Below are 10,193 nucleotides of genomic sequence, written 5' to 3' on the forward strand. Positions count from 1 at the left end.
TACCGGCCGCGAGCGACACGATGAGCACACCCGACGTCCTCTGGTACATCGGCACGAACGACGGTCCCGCGCCGTGGGATCCGGCGGCGCGGGACGAGCCGTCGTTCGCCGCCGTCCGCGAGCAGGCGCGCGTCCTCGACCGGCTCGGTTTCCACGGCGCCCTCACGACGGCGCGCGAGGCGATCGCGCTCGTCGGCGAGACCACCCAGCTGCGCTTCGTCGTACCCGAGTACCCCGGAGTCAAGCCGCCCGCCCTGCTCGCCGAGCAGGCGCAGGTCTTCGACCACTACTCCGGTGGGCGGCTGATCTTCAATCAGGTCAACGGCGCCGACCCGGTACTCGCGCGGTACGGGCAGTTCCACGACAAGAACACCCGGTACGAGCGTTCGGTCGAGTACTGGACCCGGGTGCGCGAGCTGTATCTCGACGAGACCGCCGCGTGGGACGGCGAGCACTTCGCGTACGGCCCCCGCTACAAGCCGGCGATCCCTGGGCCGCGGCAGCCCGGCGGCGTCCCGATCTGGGGCACGGGCGCTTCACCCGCCGGGATCGCCCACGCCGCGGCGGTCCTCGACGCCTACCTCATGTTCATGGCACCGGTACCCGACATGGACGCCGTGTTCTCCAAGGTCCGCAAGGCATGCGCCGAGACCGGCCGCGAGATGCGGTTCGGCGCGCTCGCGAGCGTCGTCGTCCGCGAGACCGACGACGAGGCGTGGGACTACTTCGAGTCGCAACTCGCCCGGACGAGCCCCGAATCGGTGCTCGCGACGGCGGACCGCAACCTCCGCAGTTTCGGGTTCGATCCGCTGGCAACGCTGACGTCGCACGACGCTCAGGTGCAGGCGCGGATCGACGCGCTGCGCAGCGGACGGCTGCCGACTCGCAGCGAACTCGAGTTCGCCCCGAACACGGCGGCAGGCCTGACGACGTGGTCCGGCGCCGAGCCGCCGTTCGACATCGCGGGCAAGGGAACCGGCAACTACTTCGTCGGCAGTGCCGAGAACGTCGCCGCCAGGATGAACGCGATGGCGGCCGAACTGGGCATCGACATCTGGATCCTGTCCGGGTGGCCGCTGATCGACGAGGCGCGCACGACGGCGTCACTGCTGCTGCCCAGGCTCACCGGGCAGTGACCGCTCCCGTCACGCGCGTGCCCGTGCCGGGCGAGTCGATCCGTGAGCGGCTCTACGAGATCGCCGCCGCCGCCCCCGATCGGATCGCGATCGTGTGCGGCGGCGAGCGGATCACGTTCGGGCGGCTCGTCGCGACGGCGACGGCCTCGGCCCGTGGTCTCGTTGCTCTGGGAACCGCGCCGGTCGCCCTCGACACGGTGTGCTCGCTCGACTGCGTCCGTGCCGTCGTCACGATCCTGATCTCGGGCCGCCCGCTCGTACTGCTCGACTCGCAGCTTCCCGAGGATCGCCGCACAGCGATCGTCGATCTGTCCGGTGCGCAGCGACTCTCGCCCGAGGCCGTCGTGGCGCTGTCCGGCCGCAAGCCACTGCGACCGCTGTCGCGCGCCGACACCGCCGTGCTTCTCTTCACCTCGGGCTCCACCGGAACCCCCAAGGCCGTGCGTCACGGACAACGCCTGTGGCTCGGGCAGGCCGTCGATTTCGCACATCACCTGGATGTCGGGCCGGAGGACCGGATCGGTTCCGCACTGCCGATCGGATTCGGCGGCGGCATGGACGTCGTCGTGATGGCCTTGCTGAACGGTGCTGCGCTGCACTGGTACGACCCGCGTGAGATCGGGCGCGACGGCATCGAGGAGTGGGTGCGGTCGAACGACCTCACGACGCTGCATGCCACTCCGTCGCTGCTGCGGTCGATCGTCGCGTCGTGGTCGGCGGAAGCGGCGCCGCGCACGCTGCGCCTCGTGACGACGTGCGGCGAGGCCGTCCACTCCGCGGACGTCGCCTCGGCACGCGCGCGTCTCGGCGACGGGTTCGCGTACTGCAATCTGTCGGGATCGTCGGAGACCGGGAACCTCGCGTTCGCGATGGTCGGCTCCGGGGCCGAGGTGCCCGAGCGGATACCCGCCGGGGTTCCGGGCGTGAACAAGGTCGTCCGCATCGACTCGCCCGATGCGTCCGGCGCGGGTGAGATCGTCGTGGAGTCCGAGTTCGTCGCCGAGGGATACGTGCTCGGCGACGGCACCCGTTTCGAGCCGGTCGACGAGCGCGTGCGCCGGTATCGCACCGGCGATCTGGGACGATTCGACGCCGACGGCAGACTCAACCTACTGGGACGCATGGACGGCGCGGTGAAGGTCCGCGGCTATCTCGTCGAGCCCTCCGAGATCGAAGCGGCGGCGCTGCGAGCACCGGGTGTGAGCGAGGCAGTCGTGATCGCGCAGCGCACGGACGCAGGTGCGGTGGTCGCGGCCTTCGTCAGCGGTCCCGGTGCACGCGAGGTCGCCGCGATCCGTCGGCACCTCGCCCTCGCCCTCCCGTCGTGGATGCTGCCGACGCACGTCGTGCCGATGACGTCGCTGCCGCGCACCGAACGCGGCAAGGTCGATCGCGCGAATCTCGTCGTGCCGGCGGAGCGGCCGCCGTTCGCTGCCGCGCGGCCGGGCGTCGAACTCGCCGCTGCGGAGGCGTGGCGGCGCGAGCTCGGAGTGGCGATCGGGCGCGACGAGGATCCGTTCGCACTCGGTGGCACGTCGCTCGGACTCGTCCGCGTGCTCGCACGGATCGAGGCCGAGACCGGGCGGGCTCTCGGTGTTCACGACGTCGTCGCGGACGCGAGCCCGGCCGGAATCGCAGGTGCAGCGGGTTCTGCTGCGCCCGAGGCGCTTCCGGCGTCGGCGACGCGACTCGGCGGCGACGCCGGCCCCGTCGTGTGGGCCTTCTGCGGTGCGGGTGCGGATCCGTCGTGCTTCGCCGATTTGGCGCGCGCATACGACGGCACGGTGTACGCGCTCGCCCAACACGGGCTGGAACGGCGCGGGGTCCCCGATTGGACGGTCGCGGCGATGGTCCGCCGCCACTTGCGGACGATGCGCGCCGTCCAGCCGCAGGGGCCGTACCGTCTCGTCGGGCATTCGCTCGGCGGGATTCTGGCGATCGAGGTCGCACGCGCGTTGCGGGCGGAGGGACACGACGTCGCGGCGCTCACGGTGCTCGACACGCTGCTGCCGCCGGGCGCACGACCCGTGGGCACGGGAACGACACCGGTGTCCGGGCCCGCGATCGCCGCTCCCCCGCTCGTGGAGCGAGTGCGGGTGCACGCCCGCGTGTACACGGCGGGAGTGATCCGGCGCGAGCACGCTCTGCAGGAGAAGGTGTTCTGGGAGCAGGGGGTTCGCGTCGGCGCTCGGTGGCGTCCGCGTCCCTTGGACGTTCCGGCCCGAGTGGTGATTGCAGCCGACAACCCCGACGATCCGCAGTGGTGGCGCCGGATACTCACCGGGCCACTCGACATCGACCGTGTCGCCGGCGACCACCACGCCGTCCTCCACGCACCCACGATTCACACCGTGGCGCGCGCTAGGGCGCGGCTGAGCGACCCGTTACCGACCGCGTTCACGCGACGACCGAACCGCGCGGCGAGGGTGGCCGTGCATCCGGTGGTTCGAAGCGGGGTCTGCCGCGTGGGACCGGGATGATGCTCCATCCGCTGTGGTGGATGTGCCGGTGATGCTTACCGCAGAGCAGCACGGTGTTGTCGAGGTCGGTCGGTCCGCCGTCCGCCCAATGCTCTATGTGGTGAGCCTCGCACCAAGCCGGTGGCGCAGTGCAATTCGGGAACGCGCATCCCCGGTCGCGGACCGTCAATGCCCGGCGCTGGGCCGGGGTGACGAGCCGCGTGGTGCGGCCCATCGACAGTGGCACACCGTTGTCGTCGACGATCACCGGCGTCACCCGTGCATCGCACGCCACCGCCCGCGCGGTCTCCGGCGAGAGTGTGCCGCCCCACGGCATCCAGGGCAACGGGATCCCGTCCAGCAGGGCCGTCACCGATACGGACGTCCGTTCGTCGCGACCGTCGGGCTGCTTCGCGAGGTCACGCTGGTGGACGATGACGGTCACATGGGGTTTCTCGGCAGCTTCGTGCCCGTTCTCGCCGGCATCGAGGTGACGTCTGCAGATCTCGACCAGCCCGTCCGCACGTCGCTGCCCGGCAGAGCGGCGATCACGGCTGCCGTCGTCGGCCGGGCGTGGCGCGGACAGCTTCGAGAGGGCGGTCGACAGGATTTCCCCGGAGAGGGCGTCGAGGTCGCCGTGGAGCACCACCCTGCCGTTGAGGGTGTTCGAAACGGTCAGCGTGTTCAGATCCTCACGCTCGCGAGTCGTCGGCCCCTCGGTGTCGACATCCAGCCGCGCCCGCAGCGTCTCGATCGCCGTCCGCACCGACTTCGTGGAGGTTTCCGGCCCCGGCGCCGCAGCAGCCAACAGTGCAGCGCGGCACGCCGCGATCACTGCCGCATGCTCGTCCGGGTCGGTCTCTGCCAAAGCCTTCACCGCTGACGGTGGTTTGTCGAAGAACGCGCACAGCATGCTCGCGTGCCGCGGCGAGATCCGTTGTTCGGCAACGGCCGCAGCGATCTCCGGCTCGGTCCGTAAACCCGTCCCCAACGCCGCCACATCCCGTGCCTCGCCGATCTCGAGCATCGTGTGCGCCGCAAGCCACGACCCGCCGTCGCGATACCCCGCTGCGGTCGCGAGACCGCGCTCGACGACTTCTCCCATCAACGTGACGCGCCGCGCCTGCAACACCTGGATATGCCGCGAGATGTCGAGCACCGCGGCCGACAGCTCGGCATCACCGAGCTGCCATGCCTGCGTCTGTGTTTCTCCCGCCCCCATGCGTCTGATCCTAGTCGAACGTCCTTGCGATGCACGCAGTGTTTTCCCAGCTGGGGATAGTTCTGGAGCTGTGGACAACTCGGTGTCGACGGCCGTGGGTCACGTGGGTTCGGTGTGCGTCACTGCCTTGTATCCGCGTGCTCCTGCACGATCGACGGCTGCGCGCACGACCGCGAACACGACGCCCTGAAGTGCCGCGGCGAGCAGTACTTCGCCGATGCTCCGCTGGAGGTCCTTGGGGTCGGGTGTGTCGGAGTTCGTGGAGACTCGCTTCCACACCTGGTTGAACACAGCCCCGGCGACGATGCCGCCGACGACGCTGGTTCCGAGCGACAGCGGCTTGTAGAGGGCCTTCGACACCGCGCTCATCGGTCGTCGTCCTCACGGCGCCGACGCCGGACTATCAGCAACACCACGAGCGCGAGAACACCCGCCGCGGCGCCGACGACGATCTGGCGGTTGTCGCGAACCGCCGTCGCGGCGGCCTGCGCCCGCTCACCGGCGGCAGCGTTGACCCGCGACGGCACGTCCAGCTTGCGGGTCAGCGCCTCGACCGTCTCGGCCAGTTCCTCACGCTGCTCGGTCACCGGTGGCGCGTCCGCTTCCGAGCTGCGCTCACCCTTGCCGGTGCTGGCGTCCCCGTTCGAAGGTGTGTCGTCTCGATGCGTCATCGGAGGTGCTCCTTCACGGTGTCGACGTCCTCACGCACGCTGCGAGCAGCATGCTCCGGCGCGGGGGGAACCGCGGATTTCGCTCGCTGTGCGCCGACCGCCGCGACGATTCCGCCGATCACGAGCAGTGCCGCCCCGACGATGAGCGCCGCCAGCCACGCGTCCACCGCGTTCGCCAGGCCGATGACGGCCGCTGCGACGAGCGCGCCCAGCCCGAAGAACACGAGCAGGGCACCCGCACCGGACACACCGACGCCGATCCCCGCCTTGGTGCCCTTCGCCTTGACCTCGTCCAGGGCGTCCCTGACCTCGGTCTTCACCAATGTCGTCGTCTGATGCTGAAGCCGTTCGAGGAGTTGTACGGTCGAGAGCTCCTCGGGTGGTCGTTCGGTCACTTTTCTCGCCTCCTCCGTGGCTGCCACAGCACATCGTCGGCCCACGTCGGGACCTCCACCAGGAGTCCTTCCCCAACCGGCGAGAACCGAAACACGCGAGGTCGGACGCACACGGACGATCGGTGCGCGTGGCCGGACCGCTAGCTGCGGAACGCCCGAGCCGACGACGCCTCGACCACCTTGCGAGCGGTGAACCGTGCCATCTCGCGGCTCGGGACGCTGCGGACCGCGACCGTCGCGGCGCGGGTCGCCGCCACGGTGCGCCGAATTCGACTGTCACCCGGTGCCCACAGGAGGTCGCCGTACTGCGGCGCCGCGAGAGGGCGGACTCCCCGCTCGCGCGCGTAGCGCTGCGCGATACGTACGTGCGTACGGCGCTGCTCGCCGGCGTAGCGCGCACTCACCTGCGCGTCGTGCACCCGATAGCGGTAGCCGGCGATCGGGAGGTTTCCGAGCCGTCCGACGGCGGCGAGGCGCGTCCACATGTCGTAGTCCTCGGCGTGCCGCGCCTCGGGATCGAATCGGATTCCACTCTCCCGCAGCGCCTCCGCTCTGAGCATCACCGACGGGCCGCAGTGGCAGCTCGCGACGGTGAGCCGGTCTCGGCACGCCGAATCCGTCACGGGCATTCGAATCCGCCCGGACTCGCGCCCGTCGGGGAGGACGAGGGTGTAGTCGGTTCCGACACACACGAGTTCGGGGTCGGCCATCATCGCCGCGAGTTGCGCCTCGATACGCCCGGGCACGAACCAGTCGTCGGCGTCCATCCGTGCGACGAACTCACCGCGTGCGAGGTCGAGACCACGGTTCAGGGTCGCGACGAGCCCGCGATTCTCCTGCCGCACGAGCCGCACACGTGGGTCACCGAAGCTCTCGACGACGGCGGCACCGTCGTCGGTCGAGCCGTCGTCGACGACGAGGATCTCGGTCTCCCCCGCGGTCGCGGACAGCACAGACCCCAGTGCTTCCTCGACGTGGGCACCTGCGTCGAACATCGGAATCAGGACGGTGACCTTCATGCGGACACCTGTCGCAGATCGCGGCGCACGATGCGCCACAACGGAACCGCGACGGCGAGTGCCACCGCCACCTCGACGGCCACGAAGGCGTAGCCGATGCCGTCGATCCCGACCCGGGGGACGGCGATCAGCGATCCGGTGATGACGCCCGTGGTGGCCACGATCTGGACGAGTACCGCCCATCGCAGCGTGCGGTGGACCCGGCACAGCACCCCGAACACGGTCCCCGGCACGGCCAGCAGCGCGACGACGGCCATGAGCCGCACGAGCGTCGCCCCGTGCTCGGCGTAGGTCGGGCCGACGATCCACAGTGCGATCGGCCCGCCGAGCGCGAGCGCGGCAGCCGCTGCGAGCGCGACGATCCCGTACATCCGCAGGAACCTGCGCAGCAGGTGGCCGAGCCGCTCGGGACTCGCGGCAGCCGCCGACACGAACGGCGCCGTGACCATCCCGGTCGCGAGCATGATCGCCGCGACCAGCGTCCACACGACGGAGAAGTAGGCCGTCTCCTCGTGCCCGGCGGAGACCACGACGACGAGCGGCAGCACGAGCGGCGTCGCGGCAGCGACGACCGTGATGCCGTAGGCGCCACCGAAGTACGAGAGCAGCGCACGCCGGTCGGGCAGGCGCGGCGGCGCGTCCCGCAGACCGCGGCCCAGCAGCGTGACGACGAGTTGAACCACGATCACCGCAGCCGCCGCCGGCACGAGCCACGCGACGATCATCGACGGTGCCCCCGCCATCGGCGTCGCGAGACCGAGTGCGAGCACCGCCACGAGTTTGGCGACGGCGTGCCAGATGTTCTTCGCCGCAGCCCATCTGCCGGCCTGCAGGCCCACGAGCAACGAGTCGGAGAGCGCGAACGCGGCGAGCACGGCGACGACGACCGGGAAGAGCAACTGACCGCGGAGCGTCTCGAACAGCCGGTCGCTCGGGCCGATCACGACGAACACCGCACCGAGCACGAGTGCGGCCGCCGTCGTGAGCACCTGGCCCTGCACGACGCGTCTGCGCCCGAGCACACCGGCCTCGGGAAGGAACCGCTCGTACATCGGCCCGAGGCTCAGGTTCGCGAGCGTCGCGAGCATGACGGCGGTGTTCACGACGGCACCCGCGCGACCGACCTCGGCATCGGGGTACAGCCGCGCGGCGACCGCCCAGAACACCAGGCCCAGCGCGCCGTTGACGAGTCCCGCGACGACGAGGGCGGCCGAGTTGAATTCGAGGCTGCGAGGATCGAGCCGGCGAGGAGAGAGGCGGCGGCGCGGTGGGACGGCTGCCGCGGGGGCGTCTCCGTTCACGAGTGTCATCGGAATCTCAGCACCGCCGAGTAGGCGGACGGCGCGACCGAGACGAGCGCTCCGAACACGGCCTCCCGGACGTGTCCCGTGCGCGCGAGGGCGGGCAGCTCGGCCCAGTCGATGCGATCCCGAACCCGCGTGATCGCCGTGCGGTAGAGGTCGCGGGGAGCCGTCGCGGCGTGATCGGCACGCATCGCGACGTGCGCGATCGACGTCAGCACCTCGCGGTAGACGAATCCCCGCAGATCGTCGGCCCACTCACCGGCGAGCCCGGCCGCCGCCACGGCGTCGGCGACGTCGGCGCCGACGGCGAACAGATCCAGCGTGCGCTCCGAGAGCGTCGTGGTGATCGACCCGGACCGCAGCAGATAGCTGTAGAGCGGGTCGTCGACGAGGGCGACCAGGCCGCTCGCGAGGGCGATGCGGAACGTCGCGGCGATGTCCTCGTAGTGCCGCCCCTCGTCCCACGGCCGCTCCCCGAGCGCGCTGCGGCGGAAGAGCTTGGTGCACGGATACGCCTTCGCCCCGCCGCGCAGCAGCAGTCGCGCGAACTCGGGGCCGGTCGTGATCGCGGCGGGATACGTCGGCTCGTCGATGCCGAGCACCGCGCCGTCCCCATCGAGACGCTGCGTCCGGCATGCGGCGAGATCGGCGCCGGAATCGCGCAGCGCCGCCGCGAGCGTCGCGACGAAGTGCGGGTCGGCGGTGTCGTCGGCGTCGAGGAACCACACGAGCTCACCGGTCGACGCGGCGAGCCCGGTGTTGCGGGCGGTGCCGGGACCGAGGTTCGTCGCATGGGTGACCGCCGTGAACGGGGCCCCGCGCGCCGAGAGAAAAGCTGTCGCCGTGCGCATCGAATCGTCGTCGCCGCGGTCGTCGACGAGGACGATCTCGTGGACGGGATGCGTCTGCGCGAGAACCGACGCGAGCGCGGCCTCGACGTACGGTTCGCACCGGTGGACCGGCACGACGACGCTGACAGTGGACACGAGTAGTGAGGGTAACCTAACCCGCATCGAAGGTGGGGGTCACGGTCACGAGCAGCCCCGCATGGTCCGATCCGGCGACGGACACCCGCTCGAACGACGACACCGCGGTGTCCCGCACGACGACGTGATCGATCCCGACCAGCGCCGGAATGCGCGAGTCCGTCGGGTACGTGGGAACGAACCCGGCCCCCGAGAGATCGGCGGCGTCCCGGTACCCGTCCGTGAGCAGCGCGCGGTAGCGCGTGTGCGACCACGTCGAGTTGAAGTCGCCGCACACGACGACAGGCGCGCCATCGGCTGCGAACCCGGTGAGCACGTCGCCGATCCGCTCCATCTCGCCGGCCCAGCGCCACGCGGGCTCGGGGAACGGCGGCAGGGGATGCAGCGCGGCGACGGCGACCTCGCGACCGTCGACGTCGAGTCGCGCGGTGACGTTCGCCATCGCGAAACCGCGTGCCACCTCGCCGTCGGTGACCGGATACCGGCTGTAGATCCCGGTGCCGCCGCCCGAGCCGTCCTCCTTGGGTGCGGTGAACCGGTACGGCAACAGGTCTCCGATGCCCGCGGCGTCGAGCCGCTCGACGGAGCCGAACGTCAGCTCCTGCACGGTGACGAGGTCGACGTCGCGCTCCGCGATCATCCGGACGAGCGCGTCCGGATCGGCCTCGCCGAGCCGAATGTTCGTCTGCAGCAGGGTCAGCGGAGCACCCGCGACGCGTCCCGCGCCCGGCTGGTCGCCGTCCGCGACGTACAGCGGGGCGTACGTCGCCACACCGACGATCGCGACGAGCGACGCCACCGCGGCGAGCACCCACGAACGCGCGGCGAGCAGCAGGAGGGCGCCCACGACGCCGACCAGGACGAGCCACGGAACGAACGACGCGATCCTGATGAGCCGGTCGCTCACCGGCCCGACGAAGTGCACGCCGACCCCGACCGCACCCACGAGCGAGGCGAGCAGCCCGAGTGCCACGACCACGTACCGAACTCTCACGCGACCC

Annotated in this window: 10 protein-coding genes; 2 read left to right on the forward strand and 8 right to left on the reverse strand. The window is 70.9% G+C overall.

From position 1 onward, the window contains the following. Window positions 1-20 precede the first annotated feature (20 nt). Entirely contained in the window at window positions 21-1,136 is a 1,116-nt protein-coding gene (locus RR1_RS00630) for an LLM class flavin-dependent oxidoreductase (protein WP_010839130.1), read from the forward strand. Continuing rightward, window positions 1,133-3,616, forward strand: a complete 2,484-nt coding sequence (locus RR1_RS00635; RefSeq protein WP_040774179.1) for an AMP-binding protein — start codon at window positions 1,133-1,135, stop codon at window positions 3,614-3,616. Before RR1_RS00630 ends, RR1_RS00635 begins: the two co-directional genes overlap by 4 nt. Here RR1_RS00635 and RR1_RS00640 read toward each other — a convergent pair. From RR1_RS00640 to RR1_RS00675, 8 genes are all read right to left on the reverse strand, one after another. Beyond that, window positions 3,534-4,817 carry an HNH endonuclease signature motif containing protein gene (locus RR1_RS00640; protein WP_051111241.1) on the reverse strand — a complete coding sequence of 428 codons (1,284 nt, stop codon included), beginning with the start codon at window positions 4,815-4,817 and terminating at the stop codon, window positions 3,534-3,536. The two genes, RR1_RS00635 and RR1_RS00640, sit on opposite strands and share 83 nt — an antisense overlap. Window positions 4,818-4,916: 99 nt before the next feature. Next, window positions 4,917-5,186, reverse strand: coding sequence for a DUF4235 domain-containing protein (locus RR1_RS00645; protein WP_010839128.1), 270 nt, complete (start codon window positions 5,184-5,186; stop codon window positions 4,917-4,919). Then, on the reverse strand, window positions 5,183-5,488 hold the full coding sequence (locus tag RR1_RS00650) for a DUF3618 domain-containing protein (RefSeq protein ID WP_010839127.1): 306 nt from the start codon (window positions 5,486-5,488) through the stop codon (window positions 5,183-5,185). Before RR1_RS00650 ends, RR1_RS00645 begins: the two co-directional genes overlap by 4 nt. Next, the gene (locus RR1_RS00655) at window positions 5,485-5,883 is read right to left on the reverse strand and encodes a phage holin family protein (protein ID WP_010839126.1); all 399 of its coding nucleotides are present in this window, start codon (window positions 5,881-5,883) and stop codon (window positions 5,485-5,487) included. The genes RR1_RS00650 and RR1_RS00655 overlap by 4 nt, the downstream gene beginning before the upstream one ends. Window positions 5,884-6,023: 140 nt before the next feature. Further along, a complete protein-coding gene (locus RR1_RS00660) occupies window positions 6,024-6,902 on the reverse strand; it encodes a glycosyltransferase family 2 protein (RefSeq protein ID WP_010839125.1) in 879 nt (292 codons plus the stop codon). Next, window positions 6,899-8,212, reverse strand: a complete 1,314-nt coding sequence (locus tag RR1_RS00665) for a lipopolysaccharide biosynthesis protein (protein ID WP_010839124.1) — start codon at window positions 8,210-8,212, stop codon at window positions 6,899-6,901. Before RR1_RS00665 ends, RR1_RS00660 begins: the two co-directional genes overlap by 4 nt. Beyond that, complete coding sequence (locus tag RR1_RS00670) at window positions 8,209-9,192, reverse strand: glycosyltransferase family 2 protein (RefSeq protein WP_010839123.1); 984 nt, start codon at window positions 9,190-9,192, stop codon at window positions 8,209-8,211. The genes RR1_RS00665 and RR1_RS00670 overlap by 4 nt, the downstream gene beginning before the upstream one ends. Window positions 9,193-9,208: 16 nt before the next feature. Beyond that, entirely contained in the window at window positions 9,209-10,171 is a 963-nt protein-coding gene (locus tag RR1_RS00675; RefSeq protein WP_010839122.1) for an endonuclease/exonuclease/phosphatase family protein, read from the reverse strand. Window positions 10,172-10,193: the final 22 nt, after the last annotated feature.

The sequence above is a fragment of the Rhodococcus rhodnii NBRC 100604 genome, from assembly GCF_001894925.1.
GTDB lineage: Bacteria > Actinomycetota > Actinomycetes > Mycobacteriales > Mycobacteriaceae > Rhodococcus_F > Rhodococcus_F rhodnii.